The sequence below is a fragment of the Rhodococcus jostii NBRC 16295 genome, from assembly GCF_001894825.1.
In the GTDB taxonomy this organism is placed as follows: domain Bacteria; phylum Actinomycetota; class Actinomycetes; order Mycobacteriales; family Mycobacteriaceae; genus Rhodococcus_F; species Rhodococcus_F jostii.
This window is the reverse complement of record NZ_BCWY01000062.1, coordinates 35,919-58,492: the sequence shown is the minus strand read 5'-3', so window position 1 is coordinate 58,492 and position 22,574 is coordinate 35,919. Positions and strand designations below refer to the sequence as shown.

Here is a 22,574-nt window from a genome sequence, read left to right as displayed (position 1 = left end):
CCGCGGACCTGGTCGATTCGCTTATCGACGAGACGTCTCCCGCTCGATGACACCGGTAAACCGACTCTGATCCGCCCACCCGGACTTTTCACTGTCATTTAGATGCGCGAGGTGCCGCCCGCGGCCATCTGATGCCTTGCCAGCGAGCGGAACGCCCCTCCGACCAGGCGAAGGCGCTGGTCGTTGCCCTGGCTGCCACCGGGGCCGTCGAGCCCGCTGTGCATCGATCCGCGAGCTACCCGCCCCGCATGCCAGCTACGACATGCGCGGCCGGGAGTGCCTGTGATCCCACATGGCCAGGGCACTAACCGTCCGGCGGCGTGAATTCGTCTGGTGGGCGCGGAAGCGTCATGCTTATGCTCCGGGGGGTGCCGAGAAAGGGTGCAGTCCATGCGGGACGAGAGCGAGAAGAAGTCGGCGTCAGCTGATGCGTTGAGCGTGGGCACCCGGGTGTCGGTGCGTAGGCAGGCTGAGGCGGCGACCGGCGTGATCGTCGAGGACTACGCCGAACTGACCGACACTGCTGAACGCGGCCACGATTGGGCACCCGTGCATCGGTGGGCGGTCGCCCTTGACGACGGGCGTCTGGTCTTCGCCGACACCGAGGACCTCACGGTCGATATCGGCACAGGTGAATCCGGGTAGGGGGCGGCACCGGTGACCTGGTGGCCGGGAACCTTCGCGCCGGCGATTCCCCAAGGTCATTGTGAACGTGCGATCGGGCATCGTTCCGACGTCTTCACTCACCCCTATCAGCCAACCTCGAGATCTGCTTTCACCGGCCCACTCACGAATACGAGTGGGAGATCCGTTGGTCGACTGAGGCTTGCAGCTGCACCGCTATGGCTCGTGGTGCCACAGTGGATGGTTCACGACCACGAGAATATGGACAGCTGTGGGGCGCCGGGATGTGCTGAGCGCGGCCCGACGGGAACGAGTGCGACACGGAGGCAACCCCGTCGACCGGAAATGCTGACCGATCCTGCGTCCGACGAGCAGAATGCACAGGATGAGCAGCGCCGACGATTGGAACGCGAACATCATCGCTGAATTCCGGGCAAACCAGGGCCGCGTTGGCGGCCCATTCGAGGGCGCACCGATGGTGCTGGTTCACCACCGAGGCCGTAAGACTGGGCGCGATCGAGTGAACCCGATGATGTATCTGCCCGATGAGCAAGATCCGGACACGATGTACATCTTCGCCTCCAAAGCCGGCGCCCCGACCAATCCCGACTGGTACTACAACCTCGTCACCGCCGGCGAGGCAGAGATCGAACGTGGCACCGAGCACTACCCGGTGACAGTGGACGAGGTGACCGGTCACGAACGGGATCGCATCTACGCCGAGCAGGGCCGTCGGTATCCCGGTTTCGTTGAGTACGCGGAGAAGACTGCCGGCATCCGGACGATCCCTGTGCTGGTGCTGCGCCGCAGGTGAGATCGACAGGGTCCGGCCGGGCGGAGCACCCGGGCGGTTTGATCGGTCGGGTGCATCGTTCCCGATGGTTGGCCGCAGAGAAGCCAACTAGCGAGTCACGGTGGCGTCGCTGACACTTCTGCGGCGTCGTGGTCGGGCGCGCGGCCGCGCTTGTGCCTGCTGAGCACGAAAGAGGTGTGCTCGTGTCGGGACCGGGAATGGTTGATCACTTCACCGGACATCAGCGGGATACGCGGACACCTGTGCGATCGTCGTGACGTGAACGTTGCGTTCCTCGATCCCGTGGATCCTGCTGAATCCGTGCGTGATCTCGCACAGCTGTGACCCGAGCTCTCCGCTGCGTGCAACCGCGCGTCGGCAATCGAGGTCAGCAGGGCGGGGAGCAATAAGGGTGCGCTCGTGCCACGGTGTCCGCGTGGGTGGGTGGGTGTCGCTTATGTTGTGGTCCAACGCCATACGACTGCGGGGCGGCCGGTGGCCTGCACGCGGACGCGCTCGTCGGTGCGTTCGAGTCCCGGTATTGCCTTGAGCGTGCGATTGAGATTGCCTTGATCGGGGCGGCTGCCGGCGAGTGCAGTAGTGACGGCGACGGCGTGGGTGGCGGGGAATTCTGGGCCGAGGAGGGCCCGGGTGAATGTTGTGTTCCGCCAGAGGAGGCTGGTGTCGAGTATGCGGCGTGCTTCGGCGACGATGCGGTCGTGGTCGAAGGCGAGGTCGCCGCCTTCGTCGAAGCCGCGCCACAGTGTCGCGGCGGAGGGGTCGGTGGTGATGTTGTCGGGGGTGATGACGGCCCACATGGCGATGGACAGGGTCGGCCCGCGTGGGTCGCGACTGGGTTCGTCGAACACCGCGAGTTGTCCCGCCGCCAGGATCGCGTCGTCCGGGAGACCGAGCTTGGTGGTGACGGCGCGGCGGGCTGCCGTGTCGAGGCGTTCACCGGCGCCGAGCAGGACACCGGGCAAGGCGGTCTGCCCGGTGTACGGCTCCCAGCGGCGGGGCGCGACGCCGTAGCGCAGCGCGCCGGGTTCCGGGTTGCCGAACCGGAGTGCGATCACGTCGACGGAGACGGATGACTGTTCCATATGGTGATCATGCGGCAGCGGGCTCGCGGACGCGGCGGGCGGCCCGGCTGGGGCCGTCGGAGGTGAGCACGACCGGTGCACTGACCAGCGATCCGAGGTGCGCCGCGACGTCTGCCGGATGTGTCGGCAGCTCGACGGTATCGGGAGTAAGTGCGGCCAGGATGCCGGTGAGGTGTTGTTGATGTGTGAGGTCCTGCCACGGCCCGAGCGGTAGCAGGTGGCCGACGCCGGGGTACCGGCGTGCGCTCCGGAGGGGGATTCCGGCGGCTGCGGCGCGGGTCACCGCGTCGAGGTGGGTGACGGCGAGACTGTCCACGCCGCCGCAGACGTCTGTCGCGTACCGGAGCAGTACTTCGTCGAGGTCTCCGATCCGGAAGGTGCCCTGGTAGCTGCCGGTGTCGTTGTGCTGTTCGGGTAGGACCGCGCCGAGTGTCGGGTTCTCGGTGGGCATCGGTCCTGCGCCGTGTCGGGTGGTGTAGGTGCGGGTGATGCCGAGGACGTGGCTGTCGTGGCCGTGTTCGGTGGAGAGTGCGTGGGCGTTGGTCGGTTCCACGGTGGACCAGGTGGTGTGCGGGTGGAATCCGCGCCACTCGTCGAGTAGCACTCCCTGGGCTCCCTCGAAAACCACGCGGCCACTGTTCGCGAGGGCGGCGAGATCACCGTCGTCGGTGATCCGGACAGCGGCCGCGAATTCGGAGTACATCGTGACCATGTCGTCGAGGTCGGGCGACCGGTGGATGCTGGGGGAGAGCAGGTCCCGGTAGTGTTCTTCCATCGCGGCGAGTTTGGCGCGCAGAACCGCTGGGCGGTGGCAGTCCCCGATGGTGGGTGCGTCGGGGTGGTCGAGTGCGTAGGCGGCGGTCTCGCCGATGCCCTTGCCGCAGGATCCGTGCCTGTCGTCGCCGCGGGCATCCTCGCGGGCGCGGTTGGCGGCCACGTGGATCGGTGTGGTCAGTAGCGCGTGGGCGTCGATGTGCAGTAATTGGAGCGGATTCGGCACGCCCAGCCCGGCGAGGGCGCGGGCCTCGGCGGCGAGGGCGATGGGTTCGACGAGGACATGCCGCGACAGCACGGTGGGAACGGCGGAGAAGGTCCCGGACCCGAACTGGGAAAAGGTGTGGTGGCGACCGTCGACTACGACGTTGTGTGCGGCCTGTGCGCCGCCGTTGAATCGGACGACGGCTGCGACGTCGAGGTCGGCGTTCGGTGAGCAGAGCCAGTCGACGGTGGCGCCCTTGCCGGCGTCGCCGAAGCCCAGGTCGACGACGATGATGTCGCGGTCACCGAACACCGTGGTCATGGGATCTCCTGTCGTAGAGGGGGAGTCGGGAGACGGGGCTCGCACCCGGTGTGGGGGATCAAGAGTCCCGCCTCCCGAAGAGGTGTCAGGTGAAGGACACGTCGTCGCTGCCGGCCGGGTCGATCGGCAGTGGGCTCACCGTGACAGGGGCCCGCGCCGCACTGAGGACGGCGAGGGCGTGACCGACGGTGTCCGCTTCGGCGGCAGAGCCGATGTCGCGCAGGTCCGCCAGACCCTCTCCGAGGTCGATGCGGTCCTCGCCGATGCCGACGGTCAGCGCGATCAGCTCGCACACCGCACCCGGGTCGTCCAGCTTCAGGAACCGTTCCCCGAGCAGGTGCTGCCAGTGCTCCGCGATTCCGGGATCGTGGTAGTACGCCGACTGATTCGGCAGTACGAAGTAGACGTTCCAGCGGCGTTCGAGTTCCCGGTACACCGACTCGACGGTGACATCGCGGTCGAGGTTGTCACCGATCACCGCGCGCACGTGCCGGGCCGACAGTCGGGCCTTGTTCAGCTCGTCGCCGATGATGAACAGGTAGCCCTTGTGGCCGCGTTTGTCCCACGCGTCGGTGGCGGTGTGCCGCGCCATGAAATATGCCGCCAGCTCGTAGCTTTCGGACTTCTGCCCGCCGCCGTTGCCTTCGAGGAAGATGGTGCGGAGTTGCTCGTCCATGGCGTTGCCGGACTCGAATTGACCGACCTGCAGGGGCACTCGGTCGGAGTCGGCGTCCCCGATGCCGCCGAACAGGATCTGCGGGTCGTCGGCATACCCCTTGCGCTGCAGTAGCCCGTGCAGTTTGCGGAGCTTGTCCTGCATGATTCGCGGTACCGTGCCCATCGAACCGGTGACGTCGAAGAGCACGGCGATCGGTAGCGACTCGGGGTGCCCGGCCGAATCCCGGCATTCCCGCACGGTCACACCCAGCGGGTCCAGGGTCGGGTCGGCCTTCCACTGGTCTCTCGGTCGTGCGTAGAGGGCGCTGGTGTAGCCGAAGTCGTCGACGCCGCGGGCGGCGCGGAACGTCTTGGCTGCGGTGTAGGTGTCGTCATCCCACTTGCCGTATCCCATGGTGGATCACTGTCCTTTCGTGGTGGGCATGGTGAGCGGGCGGAAGCGTCGCCGCCCGTAGAGCGTGTCGAGCAGGTCGTCGAACTCGTCGAGCAGATCGACGGCGTCAGGTCGCAGACTCGGTTGTGGTTGCATGCATCCCCGGGCGAACCCGCGCAGGCGGGCGGGGGCGATGTCGGAGAGCATGGTCAGCATCAACCGATGGGCCATGAACACATCCCAGGCTGGGGTAGCGGTGGAGCCGGTGGAACTCTCGGGTGGATAGTGATCCCGCAGAGAAGGGATCGTCGCCAGCGGCGCCGTGCCTGGGCGGGTGGCGAACGACCACCCGGCCAGCACCACCCCATGCCGTTCAGGGTGAATGAGCACGTTGTCCGCCGTTACCGCGGTGTGTACCCACCCGGCGCGATGGGCGGCGGCAAGAGCCCGGAGCAGGCGCCGGTGCATCCACACCCAATCCCGCGGATCGAGCCCATCCGGGTGCGCGGCCCGCACCTCGCCGAGGGTGACGAATCCAGTGGTCAGCGAGTCCAGCACATTCACCTGCCGCCGGGCGCCGGTCACAGGGTCGGCGTGGGTGAAGTGGTCGATCAGTTGCGGGAAGTACACGCGCAACCACTCATTCCCGCCCCCGGCGGACGCCGCGATCTCCGTGAGCGCGGCCCGTTCCGCATCGATCAGTGTGTTCGAGGCGACACTGCGGGGAACCTTGATCACCACGCCCGCGCCGCCGACATCGGTGGCATGGTGCAGGTCGGCGATCGAACCACGGGCATGCCGCACCTTGAGTCGATAGGATCCGCAACTGCCGTCCAACACGATCGCCATGGCCGAATTCGTGCTGGACGCAGCAGCTTGCCAGCGGCGGTACAGGTCGGTCACGTGTGTGAATGCCGCTGCGGCGCGGGCGGCGTACGCGGGATCAACCCGATCCGGGTGAATCAGAACCGACAGGCGGCGGAACCGCCGACGGGCAGCGCGCTGAGCCGTCGGGTCGAGGCTGATTGGGCCGAACAGGTCGCTCGGCACGATTGCCGCACCGACGACGTCGAGTGCCTCCGTCATCGCTTCCATGGTTTTAGTCTAGAAGACTAAAACAAGGATTTGCAATCCCCCCACTGCGATCGGTGCAAAGCAATGTCGATCGATGCCACCTATGTCGGCGGAACCCACGAGTGCGTCGCCGCGATCCCCGCCCACTCCCGGCGACGTTCCCGGTTAGTGTTCACGACCCGGTCACGTGCGACAGCGACACCATCAGTCCGCCACGAAAGGTCCTTGATGGTGCATCGACGACCGGTCGTAGGTCGACGCGAATACGGTGCGCGGTCTTCGCGACTACATCGAGGATGGCAGGATCACGTCATCGAGATCGGAACCTCGATGTGAGGGTCCGGATCGAGATTGAGGGAGTATCGGCATGGCGCAGGGCATTGTGAAGTGGTTCAACGGTGAGAAGGGCTTCGGTTTCATCGCACCCGACGACGGAACTCCGGACGTTTTCGTGCACTACTCGGAAATCTCGGGCAGCGGTTTCAAGTCGCTCGATGAGAATCAGCGTGTGGAGTTCGAGGTCGGTCAGGGGCAGAAGGGCCCGCAGGCCACGAACGTGCGCTCTGTCTGACCAGTGCAATGTGGGGACCGCATCCGGTGAGTGCGGTCCCCATTTTTTTATCGGATCGGTCCCCGCGCGGGTAGAGCCTCAGCGAGGGGGCCCGCGACCCGTCCCCGCGTGGGCAGACTGAAGGCATGGGTCAGGATCACCAGGGGCGACCGACATCGGTGGAGAGTTGGGCCATCGGTACGCGGTGGGCGGAGCAACTGGTTTGGTGTCGGCCCGAATCTGCATATATTTGCGGAAGTCGTGATGCACGGTGCATCACCTTGGCTGTTTGCGCGATGCTCAAGCGAAGTGGCCGCGGGAAACGGAGTCGTTGGGATTCGATGAACTTGTCGTCAAACCGCATGCAGAGACTGACTGCATTGGTTGAGCAGGCGGAAGGCCCGGCCGATCCGAGTAGCTCCAATGATCGGGTAGTTGATCGCGTAGCGAGGTTCGTCCTCGACACGTCTAGCATGCGCTTGTGGATGGACCCAACAAACCCCTCAAAAGCGGCGGCGGGAGTGGCCGTTCATTGCTCGAACCGTTGTGACATGCCCGCCAACCTAGCGCGTCGGTACCGTCGTTTAGGGTCCTGATTCATGCCGGATGCCGACCACACCATTCCGTTCGACGCACTGTCAAACGCCGACCTGCACGTCGACGCCGTGTATCTGGCGGGAACGAGCGGAAACATCAACGACGACCCGCTGCAGCGCTTGCTCCCCGTCGGCAACATGGGCGGTTTCAGGCACACCGGATCGCCATGGAAGCAGACGGTCAAGCTGTCGGCGCTGTACACCAGCGGAGCGGAGTCCGATTGGCCGGACTCGCTCGATCCGCAGACCGGCATGCTGACCTACTACGGCGACAATCGCAGCCCCGGTCACGAACTGCATACAACGAAGCGTGGTGGCAACCTTCTGCTGCGGGATGCGTTCGAGGCTGCTCATGGTTCTCCGGCAGATCGGCTGCGGGTGCCGCCGTTTCTGTTGTTCGAGCGGGCTGCTCCTGGCCGGGCTGTCCGGTTCCGAGGGTTGCTGGCGCCAGGGTCGGCGACGTTGACCTCCGATGATGAACTCGCCGCCATCTGGCGAAGCCAGGGCGGAAGCCGGTTTCAGAACTACCGTGCCCGGTTCACTGTTCTCGATGCAGCAACGATTCCACGCAGCTGGATCAACGACCTTGTGCAAGGTGCGGACACGACGTCCGGGGATTGCCCCGAGGCGTGGCGTGACTGGGTCGAAGGCCGCGCGTACAAAGTGCTGGCTGCACCGTCGACCACAGTCGTGCGGAAGAAATCCGAGCAACTGCCATCCGACCCTGCCGGTATCGCGATGCTGCGGACCATCCACCAATTCTTCGAAGGCCGCCCACACGCGTTCGAAGAGTGCGCCGTCGCGATCTGGCGACTCATCGCTCCCGCGACAGGGCGATGTGATGTCACCCGACCTAGCCGCGACGGTGGTCGTGACGCTATCGGGGAGTATTTGCTCGGTCCACTCGCGGACCGCGTTGCGGTTGACTTCGTTTTGGAGGCGAAGTGTTACGCACCGACGACGTCGGTGGGAGTGCGAGACGTCAGCCGCCTGGTTTCTCGGCTGCGGCACCGGAACTTCGGTGTCTTCGTGACCCTGTCGTACTTCAACGATCAGGTTTACAACGAAGTACGGGAGGACGGGCATCCGATTGCGATGATCTGTGGTCAGGACGTGGTGGACATCCTGCGTGAGCACGGATACGGAGATGCGAATGCCGTGCGTGCATGGCTTGAGAACCAATTCACCAGCGGTTCGGCCGCGGTCCTCGTGTAGCGAGTCGAATGCCGAACGATCGACTCTGGGTTCGGCGCCAGCGATGCAATGCCGTCCGTCAACGAAACGCACTGACCGCACCGGCTACGCGAGGGTAGCCGGTCGGTCAGTCTTGTTGGGGGCTCCCCCGATCAGCAACCGGGTAGGGCACGTGCTGAAACTTGATCGGAATGTCAGGGGCGGGACCGTAAGCTACGCGTCGCAGGGGACAAGTTGTCGACTTTTCAGAGGGGGATCAATGCAGGCGTGGGTGTTCTTGTCGGTATCGGGCGAGCGTAGTTGGCAGAGCAACGATGGTTACCATGACGTCCTTGGATCGCACTACGTGTACGACAGCGGGGTCGCCTACAGACTGCAGGTCGCGCCAGGCGATCTTGTCGTCGTCCGCGACGAGAATCTGGTTCTCGGAATTTCGCGTCTCGATAACATTCATCAGGCGCCGGCGACGAAAATGCGTTCTCGATGCCCGCAGTGCGACAGGACCGGTGTCGAGCACCGCAAGGGTAGGGGCGTGTACGTGTGTCGGCACTGCAAGGGCGAGTTCGCCGCTCCTGTCAAACGCAGCGAGCCCGTGACCGAGTACGTCGCGACCTACGGACAGGGTTGGCAAGCTCTGGACGGTGCGATCATGTATGAAGAGCTGGAGCCGCTGCTAGGTGGGGTGGCGCAGAACGCGATACGGCCGTGCGAGATTGATGGCCTCGAGCAATTGCTCAACCGGATCTCCGTGGAGGTCCCCGCGGTTGGCGCCGCGCCGGATCCGAGTCCTCCTCCGCAGATCCCCGGCGGCCACCGTGAGGCGATCGGTCGAACTAGGCTAGGACAAAGCAAGTTCCGCAAAGAATTGCTGCGGACATATGGATTGGTCTGCGCGATGACAGGACCGTGTCCGGCTGAGAGTCTCGAGGCAGCCCACATTCGTGGGTTTGCCGAACACGAGAAACACGATCTCAAAGGCGGGATCTTGTTGCGATCCGACATCCACAAGCTGTTCGATGCGGGACGAATCGCGGTCGATCCCGAGAAGTTGGTTGTTGTGACGCATCCCGCGTTGGATCGGTACCCGCAGTACCGCGAACTGTGTGGCGCACCGATTGTTCCCGGGCCCGATCTGGCGGCATTGCGAGAGCACTTTGATGCCGCTACCCAGTTGTGGTGAGCGATTTCCGAGTCGCGCGAGTTGATCGGATTCTCTACTGGGAGCTGACAGGGAGTCCTGCGACGGGGTTGTTGAATGGGGTTCGCGAATGCCAAAGATCACGTCACCCGAGTGCACGCCGATTGGAAGGCGCCTGCTGCTGCGAGAGTGGGTTGGGTTCAACGACCACATGGCGCGCCGCAGAAGAATCCACTGAGGGATGGCTGGTTGATGCGTTCTACCCCGCTTCTCATGCCGGGATCGTGACGTCGATGATTCCGCCGTCCCGAGGCGGCGTCTGGGACGAATTGGGGCGCCCGCTCGCAGGGACGCGGGGGATCCTCGGCGCACGGATGGAGACAGATGACGCTCCGACCGAGAATGGAAATTGCGGCGTGGTGAGTTGCGCCAGTCATGGACCGCTGCAACAGTATGAGTTGGCTTGTATAGGAAGCCGTTCCCGGTGCAGTCCGCCCCTTACTGCACCGCGTATGGGATGAAGAAGCTGCGCTCCACCTACCGTTCTGCTCGTTGTCCGTTGTTGAATCGATCATTTGCGGATGTCGAGGGCGGCGGTATCCGGGATGGGTTACATGCCTGCTGGCGGGTTCTTGTCCGGTTCACTTCACCGGTTCTGTTCATACACAGGCGAGTCTTTTCAGTATCTAAAGTCCTCTGGCGTTGGCGCGGGTCCGATACGGCCGGCAGCTGGAGCTCAGGCGTTCCTTGAGGCGCAAGTTCTGAAGGCACTTGGCAGTCCTGGGGGACGGTATGCGCACCCTCTGGGAATAGTCAGATTTCGGATTGGCCTCGATGGTGTTCCAGTTGTCTTTCTGGACAGTCATGCCGAAATGGCGATTGGAGCGATCTTCCCGACGAGTCGCACCGTCGTCGAAGTTCTGCTTCCAAGCTACGAATCATACATTGAGGTACAAGGGATTCTGGATCTGCGGGTGCTCGCGGTCCAAGGTCGAGAACTGCACGTCGGGCTCGTCGGAACCGATGCAAGATTGGTGCTAGCTGCGTCAGCGGGGAGCGGCTGGGCTCGTGAGATACGTGATCATGAGCGCGATCTTGTCTCCGCTGGCTATATTCCGCTGTGGACGGAATCGATTCGAACACCGTTCGAGCAGGAACACCTTGCAATGTGTCCACCATTGCATGAGTTCGCGTTGACGTGGCTGGGATCGGGTCTTCTACGCCGCATCGGACTATTTCGAACCCAGCCGCGCATTGTGGTATCGCGAGTACAGGCATTTGCTTTCGTCCAGAAGCTGATCGGCGAGGGCGGCTGCTGCTTGCTGCCAGGGCAGGTCAGCCGGGAATGCCACGTTTGACGCGGACACCTCCGTGGATAGGCTGACCGCGCGACGTTTGAACTTTGTGTGAGTGGCGTTGCTGAAGAACACGTCGTCCTCGAACCTCTGCATCAGTTCGGATAGGGACAGTCCCGATGCTGTCTCGAGAGTGCCACCGCCGACGTACACCGTCATGATGTAGCCGTCCGCGACACCGTTTTCGGTGATTGTTGACATGTGCGCGCCCTCGACGGCGCCGACATTGATGGTGAACAAACGCCGGCCTGCCCCGGTCGAGGGCAGGTAGCTGATCGACCAACTGTCAACGATCGTGTCCTTGGGCTGCGCGATCGCGGCGTGGAGGTAGCTGCGTGCCACCTCGACCGCGAGTCCGAGGTCGGAGAAATCCTTCAGCTTGATAGTTGTCTTCGGTGGGTGAGGGATAAGCGCATGACACGTGGTGTCGTCCTTCAACTGAGGTGGGATTCACGCAAGTGTGAACACGGTCGCGATGGTGCTGTCAGTTAGTGAGGCATCGCAGGGTCGGCACCGCGCTGTGATCCAGTGTGATTCCTCAAGGTCCTTCGGGCTAGTCATTCAGCCGAATGTCATTCAGCCGATCTACCTGCGGCGGATGTCCTTTCGAGATTTCGCATGAGGCGAGGAGTGGTTCGACGAGGATGGGCGCCGCTTGTGGCTTCCAGGGTGGGACTCCTACCAGGGGATTCCCGAGCCGGGCTGCCGGGCATGTGGGAAGCCAGGTTCTTTCTGTCGGCTGGTCTGGTGGGCGCGGTGTCGGGGTGGAGTCGGAACGGGGGTCGCTGATGTCGTCTATGGGCCGGTGGTTTCGAGTGCGGTCGCGGCGAGTTGTCTGCAGTGTGAAGGCTTGTAGGCGGATTGGCGTTTGCGCATCAGGTCGAGATTGAATGCTGCGGCGGCAGCGCGGACGTGCTTCGACTTCAAGCCCGAGCGAAGATGGCGGATGTCGTCGATGTATAGGCATTGCTCGAACGCGCCACCTGATTTGTGCGTGTAGTCGTCGTCGAACATCACTCCGCGTGCGGCGAGGAGGGCCCGGCCCCACCTGCCGGTCGGAAGATGACGTTTGTCGACGAAGAATGCAGCTCCAATGGTGTCAGTCTCATCGGAGGCCGCGATGTAGAACGTCTCCAGGGCTGCCATCGAGACGCAGAAGATTCGTCTTCGGTTGGAGCTGGGGAAGCAGCTCACGGTCCAGAAGGTCGCTTCGGTGCGGCGTGGGAGCGGAATGCACTGAGCGGCATAGACGCCGAGGGCCTCGACGATCTCGGTATAGCGAGGGTGTTCTTGGAGGCGTCGGAAGTCACCGTCATGGGCGGCGAGTTGACTGGGATCCAGTTCGATCAGTGGGGACTGGTCGAGGGCGTTGAGCCCGATCGGATCGAGCAGCCAGGCATGCTGTTCGTCCTCGGTGATGAGTGCGTCGAGCGTCGACGGTCCGACGTGGCCGCTGGCGTGTTCACGGTTGCGGACGATCAGCCCAGCGAGTTGCGCGTCGCGGACCAGTTGCCGTTCGACCTTGCGCCGCTCCGGTTCGCCCCCGGGATGCGGAAGGAAGCGGAAGACCTGCACGTCGGGGTGCTTCTTGAGGTGGTGCGGTAGGCGCTGGGCGACATCCTTCGCGATGCCGATGTAGATGTCATGGTTGGTGCACTCGAACAGGTAGAGACCGCTCCGCTCGGTTGGGAACTCGGTCTTGAACTGCGTCAAGCCGTCCCGGTTGAACGGATACGTCCGGTCGCCGTACCCCTGGCCAATCGCCCACCTTGCCACGTCGACGTCGCCCGACCATCTAGGTACGAGAGCATCACTGGGCGCATCTGTTACCACCATGCGCGAATGGTACGAGGGGAGGCAGCTGAGGTCTTCGCTGGGTTTCCTGCCCACGCATGTTGTACCTGTCGATGCAGGGGTGGCGGCGGGAGCTCGTGGGGACGGTGGTTTCGTCGAGCGATGACAAGTCGGCGGCCCACGGGTTCCGGCGGTCGACGTGTGCTGAGGTGGTCAGTGTCGAGCGGTTTCCCGACGAATGAGCAGCGGGTGCGGAGGTTGTGGTCATTTGGTTTTCGATGCTGACCATTGATCGGCACTGGTTCACGGCTCGTTCGTTGCGGTCTCTGTCGTTTGAATGACTGACTGTGCAAGTCCGCGACTGGTGAAATACTGACGGCAATTTTCTACTTTCAGGGGGAGCGAGTGTCGAACATGATTGCCGAAGTATCTGTGCGAGGATGACTTACAGGCCTGGTCAGGGGCCGTCGCGCCCATTTTCGCGTTCTCAGGAGACGTCACGGTGACCTCACCCTCGGACCCGTTCGCTTCCGATCCCTTCGCTGCCCGGTCGCCCTCCTACCGTGGTGGGTCACCGGTCCCGCCATCATTCACACCCAGCGCTGGTGGCGCGGGTCCCAGTGCCTCCGGTGGTGGACGTGGTCTGGCGGTGGCGACCCCGCCTACCGGGCTCCTCGCGGTCGCCGGAGCGGTCGCCGTACTTGGTGTTGTGCTCGGTGTCCTGGCAGGTGGTTCTGGTCCGCTGGCCCTTACTGGCTGGGCTCTGGCTGGCCCGGGCGCGATCGGGGTGTTGTCGGCCTTCACGTTGCTGGACACGAAACGTCGGGCTCTCCCGGTGTACATGCAGCCGACATGGATCACTGCTGCGTATTGGGGTGTGCTGGCGGTGGCAGGAGTAGGAATCGTCGTCGGCGCGTTGCGAGTTGCGAATTGGGTGGGCCGGCTGTGAGGATTTCGACGCGGGTGACGGCTGTGCTCCTCGCTAGCGCTGCTAGCGTGGGTTTTGTCAATCCGTTGACAGCCGCTGCTGCTCCATCGGGCTCCGCGGTTACCGACTTCGGTGCTTGTCTGGCGTCTCAGCGTTCTGGCGACTTGCTGGTGATGATCGACGAATCTTCCAGTTTGCAGACGTCCGACCCTGGTGCGGCGCGGGTTACATCGGCTGAGTACCTGGTTGGACAGCTTGCCGCATTCGAGAAGTCGTCCGGCGTCGATTTGAATGTCGCCGTCGCAGGGTTCGCCGATACGTATTCGGTCGACCTTGACTGGACTGCGCTCGACGGCGGGACGTTGCCTGCCATCAACGAGGCGCTGGACGGATTCCGCGCTCGGAACCAGGGTATTGATACCGATTACTGGTTGGCTTTGGACGGGGCGCGCGAGACCCTTGCTGCCCGCACCGCGGGCGTCGAGGGAGCTGGGTCGTGTCAGGCCGTCGCGTGGTTCTCGGATGGAAAGATCGATTTCACGTCACGCGGGGATACACGCAAACCCTATGCTCCGGACACATCCCTCGACTCTCAGGCCGGGGTAGATCAGGTGGTGGGGACCGCGACGGAATCGATCTGCCGCCCCGGTGGCGTCGCCGACCAATTGCGTTCGTCCGGTGTCGTACTTTTCGGTATTGGTCTCGCCGCGGGGACGGCGTCGCCTGCAGATTTCGACGTGATGAGGTCGATCGCGACGGGTGAGCCGTCGGGTGCCACGACATGTGGGGCGATCTCGTCGCCGAGCCCGGGCGACTTCTTCCTGGCGCAGAACATCGATGAGTTGTTGTTCGCTTTCGATGCGTTCAGCACTCCGGGGCAGTCACCGTTGAGCCGGGAGGCTGGGGTCTGCGCTCAGAGCGTGTGTGAGGAGGGTAAGCACCGTTTCGTGTTGGACCGGTCGATCGGCGGCGTCGCGGTGCTCGGGTCCGCCGATATGGAGGGTTTGGTTCCCACCCTGGTTTCGCCGCTCGGCGATCAGGTTCCTTTGCCGGACACCAGTCAGGAGGGGCGAACCGATGTCGGTGGCGTCAACATCGACTACCGGTGGCAGTCGGCCCGGACAATTTCGATCGAGATGTCGAATGCGTCGGCGCCGCAGTGGCAGGGATTGTGGTCCTTGGTCTTTGTCGACCCTGCCGGCTCGTCGTCTGCGCGGTCTAAGTCGAACATCCACATCTCGGGCAATCTTTTCCCGGCGTGGAAGGTGCAGCACACCGTCGCCATTCACAGCGGCGAGCCGTCGGTGCCGGTGGACCTTGCGATCGTCGATTCCGCGCGCTCCGAAATCGATCCGGAATCGTTGCTTGGTAGGGCTTCTCTGTCGGTGGTCCTGATCGGACAGGATGGTCAACAGCGCACAGTTGCGGCTGGCATTCCGAAGGATGGCATCGACCAGCCGGTGGCCCTCGACCTCACCGATGTGCCGGCGGGTCGAGCGACACTTCGCCTCACGTTGGATGTCACCACGGCTGATGCGTTGACGGTGTCGGGGCAGACCGAACCCGGTACGCCGCTGGCGCCGCAGTCGGTGGATATTCCGCTCGCGATTGCTCCGCCCATCGGTTATCCCACGCTGCCCTCGAAGATCGACTTCGGCACGCTCGAAGGTTCCGGACAATTTGGTGCTGATGTGCCTGTTGCCGGGCCCGGGTGTGTGTGGCTTCCCGGTTCACCTCCGGCGTCGGTGCTGGCGTCGCCGGATGGGGCCGGCAGCATTACTGTCGCCTCCTCGATCGCCGCTGCCGCCGAATGTGTGCAGGTCGAAGAAGGACAGACCGGGTCGATTCCTGTGTCTTTGTCAGTTCCGAACTCGGTCAACGGTGTCGTCAATGGGTTAGTCACGTTGATGGTTGCGCCTGCAGGTGAGCTGGATCGAGCGCTTGCCGTCGACGTGCCCTTCACCGCAGCGCTTGAAAAGCCGTTGGATAAGGGCAACTTCATTCTTGCGCTGATCGTGGCACTGCTGCTCGGCCCGGGAATTCCGCTGCTGCTGTTGTACGGCGGGAAGTGGTTCACTTCGCGCATACCGGCGCGCACGCTCAAGGCGCAGCAGTTCCCCGTCACCGTGTCGGGGAGCACCGTTCTTCGCGATGGGAGGCCGTTCGCGCTTACCGATCGAGATCTCATCGAGGTGGTTCGGGGGCTCGATTCGCCGGCGCGGCAGCTCGACATCGGCGGCCTCGTGTTGAGGACTCGCGTTGGTCGCTCGCCCGTCGGTGCCGGGTTCGTGGTGGTTGAGTCCGGTGTGCGAGCCGGGGCATCCGGATCCTCTCCGTCGACGTCCGGGCCGCGACCACATGCGAGGTTGCCTCTGGCCGTGCACAACACCTGGTTCGTGCTCCACGACCCGGCGGGTCCGTTCGATGCCGCCACCGTGGTCCTCCTCGTCGGAGACGATGCAGGGCCAACGGTACGGAGTGGGTTGGTCGACGACATGCGCAGTCGGTTGCCCGGCGTGCTCTCGGATCTGCGCGCGCGTGCGACACCGGCATCGGGTTCGCCTGGCGCGCCAGCTTCGGGTCCTCCTGCGGATTCGTTCGATCCGTTCGGTGGAACTCCGCAGGGTTCGTCCCCGCTTCCGGGATATCCGGGCGCGGCTCCGTCCGACCCGTTCGATCCCTTTCGTGGTGGAAGCAATCGATGACGGCACCGGCGACAACGACAACCTGGATCGACAACAAGGTGGAGGGTGACGGATGAGGCGATTTCTCGTCGTCGGTTGCGGTGGTTCGGGTGGAGCCACGCTGGCCTACATGATGGATCAGCTACGGTCGGACCTGGCTGCGCATGGCGTGAACGATATTCCGGCTGGTTGGCAGTTCATCCATCTCGATGTCCCGACCGCCCCGTCGCAGGGTCCGGACGGTATGGGGAATGTGCGTGACCAGGGCGGCCAGTACGTGGGTACCGGTCCGCAGAGTGACAGCTACAACGTTCTCGATAACGCGATGAGTCAGCAGTTCGCGGGTAAGCAGAAGCTGGACGCGATCGCGACGTGGGCTCCGCGGAATCCTGCCACTGTGCACACGCCGCTCAGTACGGGAGCGGGTCAGTTCCGCGCCCTGGGCCGGATGATCACGCTGAGTCGGGCTGTCACGGTTCGTGAATCTCTTCAACGTGCCTGGGAGAAGTTGTTTCTCGTCGAGACCGAGGCCGAGATGCGTGATCTCGATGTCCCCGGTGCGGGGAAGTACGATTCGGCCGAGCGTCCAGTGGTTCTGGTGGTGTCGTCGATGGCTGGCGGGGCCGGCGCGTCGATGGCTCTTGACATCTGCCGACTCCTGACCTTGATTCCGGGTGTCGATCCACGTCTGATGGGTGTCTTCATGGTGGCACCGGACATCTTCGATGGGCTGGATGCGTCGGCGACCACCGGAGTGCGTGCGAATGCCCTGGCGATGCTCGGGGAGATCGTGGCCAGCCAGACTGGGTCTGCTCGGGAGCACGATGTGTCGATTCTGCGGGCTCTGGGTCAGCAGAACGGTGAAGGTGAACTGATTCCGTTTGCGCGGGTGTTCCCGGTGGGCCGGTACGTCGGGGCGGAACGGACCTTGTTCGGAGACGGCACCCCGAATGCGGTGTATCGAGGGCTTGGGCGTGGGCTGTCGGCGTTGATGATGAGCAAGTCGGCAACGCAGCAGTTCGTCGAGTGGGACTTGACCAACGGTGGTGGCCTGCCCGGCAGTCGGGAGTTTCTGGGTTGGGGTAACGAGATCTGGGATCCGTTGCCGTGGGGAACTTTCGGGTTCGCGAGTCTGAGTATGGGCCGCGACCGGTACGCGGAGTACTCGGCCCAGCGATTGGCGCGGAGCAGCGCGGATAAGTTGCTGCGGGGGCATGTGCAGATCGGGAATCCGGCGTCGGAAGATGAGCAGGCGGGTGCGATTCTCGACAATCAGTGGGGCAATATCCGCGGGAGGCTGGGTCTGCCGGCGGTGTCGACGGGTTCGAATTTGCCGTTGGATATCGGCAACTGGGTGACCTCTACGGTCCTTCCGTCGAGCGACGCCCTTGGTTTGTCGGCGCAGGTGGTGGACGGCGAGCTGCGTGACTACATCCCGTCGGGTAACGGTCTGAATGCGTCGAGTTGGGTTCCCGAGGTGAACCGCGCTTTGAGTGTTCGACGTGCCGCGTTGCTGTCGGGCGCGCAGAGCGCCGCGTACTCGTGGGCCTACCGGTGGCATCTGGACTTCGCGCGCAGGCTCGAGGGTGTCGTCGCGGCGGCGATCGCTGAGCTCGGGTTGCCGTATGCGACTGCGTTGGTCAAGCGGGTGTCGCAGTACATGCAGAACGACATCTTGACGACAACGCAGGACATCAGCAAGTACGCGCCGCAGGATATCGCCGCTCCGCCGGAGGATGTGCGGACCACTTTGGCGGCTTTGCGGGGCAACATCGCCAACGCCAATGAGATTGTTCAGAGCGTCATTGAGGGGGCGCGTAGGACGGTGGAGCGGCAGATCTACGCGACGTTGTCGGCGCATCTGAGTGCTGCGGCGGGTGCGATGGTGGCGGAGGTTTTCGATCCGCTGATCGCTGCATTGAACGAGTCGCACACGCTCCTGCGTCAGGCGTCGTTGGAACAGACTCGTGATCTCGGTCTGGCGCGACTGCAGACCACGCAGTATGCGGCGTGGCCGTCGGACAGCGATGAGCGGGTGCCGAGTCGGTTCGCGGAAGCGAACAACGAGGTGATGTTGACGAGCTCTGCTGATTTCAAGCAGCGGTACGAGCTCGATTTGCCTGCGTCGGTGGGTCTGCAGAGCGTCGATCAACGCGGGTTCGGCGAGGCGGTGGTCCGTGCGGCCGCTCAGGTGATCACGGGGCAGTGGCAGACCCTTGATGGGACGCGGGCGCCGGGGGAGGAGTTGCCGCTCGTCGAACGGACCGCCACGTGGCGATCTCGGGTGTTCCCGACTGATCCCGGGACCGGGGAGTCGATCATCTCGTCACCGTCCAAGTATGACGTGCACACTCGGCCCGCTGAGTTGCTCTCGCGTGCTCGTTGGTATGTGGCGCGGACGGGTGAGTCGTTCGATAAGTTTTGTTCGGTGTCGTTGCAGGAGTTCGTCACCGGTGTGGGTGCTGCGGAGTCGGAACTCTCGGGCCGGCACCGGGATGTGGTCTCGAAGTTCGGGCAGGCGATCTCGCTCGCGAAACCGTTGGCCAGTGTGAATGAGCAGGCGTTGCAGGCTATTCACGGCGATCGCCAGATGGAGTACCGGTTTAAGTTCTCGTCCGTGCCGTTCCGCGGGTTGCGAGTGGGTGATGACCTTCTCGCCGCCCTCGACGAGGGTTCGCGGATCGATGAGAAGACGAAAGATGTCCTCAGGAATGCGCTGAGTGACGAGAAGCAGATCAAGCGGATCGACATCTTCGGGTCGTATCCCAACTATTCTCCGTTGGCGTACAACTCAGTCCTCGAGCCGGCGGCGCGCCAATGGCTCGAGTCGTCGCCGTCCCAGCGGAAGGCGTTCTGGACGATGCGGCGGGCTCGTCCTCTGGCTGCGTCCCTGCCCATGCATGTTGCTGAGCGTCGGGCGCTGGTGGCCGGGTGGATTCTCGGTCAGATCGTCGGCCGCATTCATCTGCCCCAGGCGCCGTTCGTGGAACCGGCCCGGATCTGGGATGAGGAGGCCGGGCGGTGGCTCGAGTTCCCGAACCCGCTGTTGACACCGCCGTCGGAGTTTTCGGCGGACTACGACTGGCTGCCCGCGGTCCTCGAATCGGTGCTGTTGGCGATGGCCCAGTCGCACGAACCGCCGGTGATGTCGTCGATGTTGCCGTACCGGGCACTGCGGCGAATCTATGACGGGTCGGCGGAGGACGAGGTCAGCGGCATCTTCGGACTGTCGGCGGCCACGCATCTGACCGAGTGGCTCCGCACGGGTGCGACGAATACGGGTGTGGGATCGAGTGTCCCGGAGACCGGCGAATCGGTGACGGTGCAGGAACGGGCCGGGCGGGTGAAGTTGTCGCTGGAGGAGTCGCGGGAGTTCGCGGGTCGGCACTACATGCCGCCTGGGTCGGGCGGCGCGGTCGGAGAGGCGGGAGCTGTCGGTGGTGGGGTGTTCTCCACTATTACGGTGCGGGCTCAGGCATCGAAGACGCCCATCTTCCGGGACGTCGCCCCCGATGTGTTCTGGGCGACAGGAAAGCTGATTTCTCTGGTCGACGAGTGTGCGTTGGCTGCGTTGCGCCCGAAGGTGGGTGTGGACAGTGGGGTGCCGCAGCCGCCCACATCGAGTTGGCCGGCATCTGGTGACGCATTCGAGATCCCCCAACGAGGAGCGATCTGACATGTCCGAACTGACCGTGTTCCTGGCGCCCCGCGGCATCGCGGAGGGGGTCAAGGATGTCCTGAAGGATTTGTCTGCTGCACGGTTGATCGAACCGTTCATCTGGATCGACGGTGACGGGGCGGCCAGGAACCCGGTCGAGGCGGTGCGGGTCGAGCGGGGGTGTGAGTTTGACACGACGCTGCAGGAGGTCGTGTCCGCGCAGCGGATCGATGTTCTTCGGCTCGGTGTTCTCGTTCCGGTGATCGGCGGCGAGGAACCGCTGGACACAGCCGTGGAGCGGCGTTTCGCGGAGTTGGCGACCTCGACGTCTGGGGGTGCCCGGGTCGTTCGTGTTCGGCTTCTTCTCGCGCGCCCGGGTAGTGCTCCGGCCGCGGGCGCGGTGTGTGCGCTCGATGGTTGGCACAACGTGCTTGTGGCGCCTGAGGACGCGCGTGGTCCGGGCATGGGACATGTGGCACTCGGTCCTGCCAGTGGAGCTGCGGATTTGGGGCGGTTCGCGGCGCCGGTTGTGGCGGGTGTGACCGGACTGTGGAGCGATGTCGAGCACGCTCCACTCGATGACAAGCCGGTTCTTCCCGGTCACCTGGTCCGCATTGCCCGGTCGTTCTATCGGCGGCTCGATACGTCGGTGGCAGAGGACGAGCTTCGAGGCAAGATCCTTGCGCAGGAGGGCGGTTTCCCGCTGCCGCGGGAGAACGGTGCCCCGGTGACGTACATCAACGACGTGTCGCTGGCCACCCGGTCGATGGCGGACGCTCTGTGGCGCAAACACGCCAGTGTGCTTCGGGGCCCACGGTTGGCCTACGAGGTGATCGATTCGCAGCGTGTCGGTTTCTGGGAAGCGCTGCGCATGTTCTTCTCGTTCCTGTGGGCGGCACTGCGAAATGCGCCGGCGGCATGGTATGCGCGAGTGGTGAACAGCGTGTCCACGGGAGTGGCGAATGCGGTCCACGCAACGGTGTTCGGGGCTGCGCCGTCTGCTTACGAGGTCGTGGTCAAGGGCCGGACATCGCAAGGTGATCTGGCGAGCTGGTCCGAGATCGGTTATGCCTCGGAGCAACTCGGTGGAACCATGGATTCGCCTGGTGACGAACAGCATCATTCGGCGCGGGTGGACCTGTCCGATCTGTGGCAGGACTACAGCCGCGCATCTTTGACGCTCGCGGATGCAGGCGCGCGATCGGCGGATCTTCCTCCCGTGCAAGTGGGGGCCAGTCGGGGAATCCTCCGACGAGCATCCGATGCGGTGCCGGGTCCGTCCGAGAGGTTCGACCAGATCCCGGGCATCGTGGCGGCGACGGTGGGAACCCACAGCGTCGATGCCACCGACAGTCTGGGTATTCGTGAGCTCCGGAACAAGCTCGGGACTTTGGATCAGGACCCCAACATCGGTCTGGAGGCCCGGCGTACTGGTGCCGCACTCGATGAGTGGCAACGACGGGGCGCCAACAGTTTCGGTGTCGTGGTGGGGCAGCGAATCGCAGGACAGTTCCACGCTACGTTCCAAGAGGTCCGGGAGCTGCTGGCCAGGCTGCGGGCAGCTGGTGAGGAGCCGGTGGAGGGGAGCCGGCGGCATACGACTCTTGCGCGGTGGGCGCAGATCACGTTCGTCCTGCTGGTGATTGTCATCGCGGCGTCGGCGGTGGCCATCGCCCAGGACTGGTTGGTGTGGTGGCGTGGAGCGCTGGTGATTGTGGCGGCGATCGTGCTGTGGCTCGTCGGGTTGGTGATCGTCTTCATGCGTAGCCAGCAAGAGCTGTTCCAGCAGTTGAACAAACGTAAGAAGGGGGTCGCCGATCTCGAGGTGGACCAAGCCAATCTTCGCAGTGGGTTGCGTGACCTCGATCGTCTTGCCGGCGCGTACAGCCAGTACTTGGTGTGGAGCCGAGCGCTCGGCGCGTTCCTCGCCGAGCCCTTGGGACCGGATGAAGTACGCCCCTCGCACGACGGACGCATCGCATGGGGTCTGCCGAAGAGCACCGCGATCGGGTACGCGTCGCCGCACTCCGAGGAGGTGTCGACTGCGGCCGAGTACTTGCGGCAGGACCTGTTCAATATGGGATGGTTGACCTCATCGTGGGAGCGGATCCTCGGCAATGCGGGCACGTCGCTCGGGATTGAAGGCCGCGACATCGCTGCGAACCCTGGGATGCTGTGGTCGGAAGCAGGTAGTGGATCGGGTTCGCCGCTCGAGCGGTGGTCGTCGACGCTGTTCGACGGGACGGTGACGTCCACCGGCGCTGCATTGATGTGGGACAAGGCCCGCGCCAATCTCCTCGGTCCGAAGTCGGAGTTGGTTCGTTCGCTGGTGGGCACTGTCGATGTGGAGGTCGACGGGCTGACGAGGTCGACGTCGATCGAGGACTTCATGGCGGGTGTGGGGGAGGAACGCCCGGGTGGAAGGGCGGACCATTTCGATCGAGGGGTGTTGACCGATTCGGCGACCACCGGGGGACTCACCGCCGTGAAGGATGACGTGCGTACTCGTACCTACGCCGGCATCGGATCCGTCAGTGTCGTTACACAGTTCAGCGATGGGTTGTCCGTCGACAACCTTCAGTTCGCACCGACCACCGGGTCAGACACGCACGTAGACCAGTGGGATGTGCCGGTGTTCCCGACAGCGCACGCTGGTGGCCGCGCACCGTCCGGAACACCCGCGGTCGACAGCTTTGAACCACCACGGGCAGAAGAGGGCTTCAGGTTCTGAC

General features: G+C 64.0%; 15 protein-coding genes. 9 read left to right on the top strand and 6 right to left on the bottom strand.

What is annotated here, in order from left to right; genetic code table 11:
• The first annotated feature begins 390 nt into the window (after positions 1-390).
• Positions 391-645 carry a hypothetical protein gene (locus RJ1_RS31110; RefSeq protein ID WP_073366356.1) on the top strand — a complete coding sequence of 85 codons (255 nt, stop codon included), beginning with the start codon at positions 391-393 and terminating at the stop codon, positions 643-645.
• A gap of 364 nt (positions 646-1,009) precedes the next feature.
• Positions 1,010-1,438, top strand: coding sequence for a nitroreductase family deazaflavin-dependent oxidoreductase (locus RJ1_RS31105; RefSeq protein WP_073366355.1), 429 nt, complete (start codon positions 1,010-1,012; stop codon positions 1,436-1,438).
• 434 nt (positions 1,439-1,872) lie between these two features.
• On the opposite strand, the gene RJ1_RS31100 is transcribed toward RJ1_RS31105, so the two are convergent.
• The 4 genes from RJ1_RS31100 to RJ1_RS31085 all read right to left on the bottom strand — a co-directional run bounded on the left by RJ1_RS31100 (position 1,873) and on the right by RJ1_RS31085 (position 5,957).
• Positions 1,873-2,520, bottom strand: a complete 648-nt coding sequence (locus RJ1_RS31100; protein ID WP_073366354.1) for an NUDIX hydrolase — start codon at positions 2,518-2,520, stop codon at positions 1,873-1,875.
• 7 nt (positions 2,521-2,527) lie between these two features.
• Positions 2,528-3,820 (bottom strand): adenylosuccinate synthetase, encoded by a 1,293-nt coding sequence (locus RJ1_RS31095; protein WP_073366353.1) that lies wholly within the window; start codon positions 3,818-3,820, stop codon positions 2,528-2,530.
• An 85-nt stretch (positions 3,821-3,905) separates the two neighbouring features.
• On the bottom strand, positions 3,906-4,892 hold the full coding sequence (locus tag RJ1_RS31090; RefSeq protein ID WP_073366352.1) for a hypothetical protein: 987 nt from the start codon (positions 4,890-4,892) through the stop codon (positions 3,906-3,908).
• A 6-nt stretch (positions 4,893-4,898) separates the two neighbouring features.
• Positions 4,899-5,957: a hypothetical protein gene (locus RJ1_RS31085; RefSeq protein ID WP_073366351.1), complete on the bottom strand. Its 1,059-nt coding sequence runs from the start codon at positions 5,955-5,957 to the stop codon at positions 4,899-4,901.
• A gap of 355 nt (positions 5,958-6,312) precedes the next feature.
• On the opposite strand from RJ1_RS31085, the gene RJ1_RS31080 reads away from it, so the two are divergent.
• The 3 genes from RJ1_RS31080 (at position 6,313) to RJ1_RS31070 (ending at position 9,465) form a co-directional block, all read left to right on the top strand.
• A complete protein-coding gene (locus RJ1_RS31080) occupies positions 6,313-6,516 on the top strand; it encodes a cold-shock protein (protein ID WP_005242781.1) in 204 nt (67 codons plus the stop codon).
• Between the two features lie 578 nt (positions 6,517-7,094).
• Positions 7,095-8,306, top strand: a complete 1,212-nt coding sequence (locus RJ1_RS31075; RefSeq protein WP_073366350.1) for a restriction endonuclease — start codon at positions 7,095-7,097, stop codon at positions 8,304-8,306.
• Positions 8,307-8,544: 238 nt separating this feature from the next.
• Positions 8,545-9,465 (top strand): HNH endonuclease, encoded by a 921-nt coding sequence (locus RJ1_RS31070; RefSeq protein ID WP_073366349.1) that lies wholly within the window; start codon positions 8,545-8,547, stop codon positions 9,463-9,465.
• Between the two features lie 1,190 nt (positions 9,466-10,655).
• Here RJ1_RS31070 and RJ1_RS31065 read toward each other — a convergent pair.
• Positions 10,656-11,216, bottom strand: coding sequence for a hypothetical protein (locus RJ1_RS31065; RefSeq protein ID WP_074873296.1), 561 nt, complete (start codon positions 11,214-11,216; stop codon positions 10,656-10,658).
• A 357-nt stretch (positions 11,217-11,573) separates the two neighbouring features.
• On the bottom strand, positions 11,574-12,614 hold the full coding sequence (locus tag RJ1_RS31060; RefSeq protein ID WP_143049004.1) for a hypothetical protein: 1,041 nt from the start codon (positions 12,612-12,614) through the stop codon (positions 11,574-11,576).
• A gap of 607 nt (positions 12,615-13,221) precedes the next feature.
• Between RJ1_RS31060 and RJ1_RS46895 the strand changes: the two genes are divergently transcribed.
• The 4 genes from RJ1_RS46895 to RJ1_RS31045 are packed head-to-tail and all read left to right on the top strand — an operon-like array spanning position 13,222 to position 22,573.
• Positions 13,222-13,521 (top strand): hypothetical protein, encoded by a 300-nt coding sequence (locus tag RJ1_RS46895; protein WP_143049005.1) that lies wholly within the window; start codon positions 13,222-13,224, stop codon positions 13,519-13,521.
• Between the two features lie 47 nt (positions 13,522-13,568).
• Entirely contained in the window at positions 13,569-16,205 is a 2,637-nt protein-coding gene (locus RJ1_RS31055; RefSeq protein ID WP_240320051.1) for a vWA domain-containing protein, read from the top strand.
• Between the two features lie 52 nt (positions 16,206-16,257).
• Complete coding sequence (locus tag RJ1_RS31050; RefSeq protein WP_073366345.1) at positions 16,258-19,860, top strand: tubulin-like doman-containing protein; 3,603 nt, start codon at positions 16,258-16,260, stop codon at positions 19,858-19,860.
• A 1-nt stretch (position 19,861) separates the two neighbouring features.
• Positions 19,862-22,573 carry a hypothetical protein gene (locus RJ1_RS31045; RefSeq protein WP_073366344.1) on the top strand — a complete coding sequence of 904 codons (2,712 nt, stop codon included), beginning with the start codon at positions 19,862-19,864 and terminating at the stop codon, positions 22,571-22,573.
• Position 22,574 lies beyond the last annotated feature (1 nt).